Below are 1,162 nucleotides of genomic sequence, written 5' to 3' on the forward strand. Positions count from 1 at the left end.
GTTCAGGCAGGTGCGCGTGTAGCGTCGCACGAGACGCGGCTGCTTGAGCATGAGTCTGGCGAGTTCGCGGGCGCGCGGCAGAAGCTCCGCCGAAGGCAGCACCTCATTGACCAGTCCCATGTCCAGCGCCTCGCTTGCAGAGATGCTCTGGCCCGTCAGCAGGAAGTAGTGACCGCGCGCGCGTCCCATCAGCAGCGGCATGATCAGATGCATGCCGTCGCCCGGCACCATGCCGCCCTGGAAGTGCGCGGTGTCCTGAATCATCGCGGTGTCGGAGGCGAGCACGATGTCGCCGAGCAGCGGAATCTCCGCGTGCCGCACGGCCGGACCGTTGATGACGCTGATCACCGGCGCTTCGATGTTGAGCAGGTTGATGAGCAGATGCTTCGCTTCCCAATAGATCGGGTCGTAGATCGTGGGCGTCATCGAATTGCGGTTCTGGTGCATGCCTGCGGCGATGGCGGGCCCGCTGAATGCATCGCCCGTGCCGGTCATGATTACGACGTCGTTTTCCCGGTCTCGGCCGACATCGAGAAACGCCTGTTCGAACTCGCGGTGTGCGGTCAGGTTCCAGACGAGCGGCTCGCCATGCGTGTGGAAGTGCATCTCCAGCACGCCGTCGGTGCGGGTCATGCGGATGGTCTCGAACTTGTCTGAGTATTCGTTGAAGTTGCTCACGGCTCTATCCTCGGTGAACGTTAAGAAGTCGCGCTTGCACATGTCGCGAAAGGGCGACGTGCCGCAACGCAGTGCATTCAGCCGTTGATACTAGGCCTGACTGATCGATCAGTCAACAAGGGAAATTCCCCGGTGAATCCAGCGTGTTTCCGGTTGACCGGGAGTTTCGTGATCCGCTACTGTACTGACTGTTCGATCGATCAGTTTTCGATGAGAACGATCCGTCGCCTTCGGGCGCGCCCCGACCAGAGCAAACGCCGCCGGACCACCCGCGCGCCGGCAGGCTCAAGGAGACAGCCTCATGAAACGCTATCCGTCATTCACGCGCCGTTTCATTCACCTTCACTGAGGCGGTCATCATGTTGCGCAAAATCGCTCTCGATGTAGACGCGTCCGCTCAGGTGACGACCCCGGACGACACGCAACGCGCGCTCTATCTCAAGGTCGCGTTGCGGCTCGTGCCGTTTCTGATCGTGTGCTATGT

General features: G+C 61.1%; 1 protein-coding gene. It reads right to left on the reverse strand.

Annotated features, from left to right (window positions below; all coding sequences use genetic code 11):
* The coding region (locus AWB67_RS38275; protein ID WP_087660898.1) for an enoyl-CoA hydratase/isomerase family protein at positions 1 to 678 on the reverse strand (678 nt) is incomplete at its 3' end.
* Positions 679 to 1,162 lie beyond the last annotated feature (484 nt).

Origin of the sequence: Caballeronia terrestris (genome assembly GCF_001544515.1) — a bacterium.
Classification (GTDB): Bacteria; Pseudomonadota; Gammaproteobacteria; order Burkholderiales; family Burkholderiaceae; genus Caballeronia; species Caballeronia terrestris.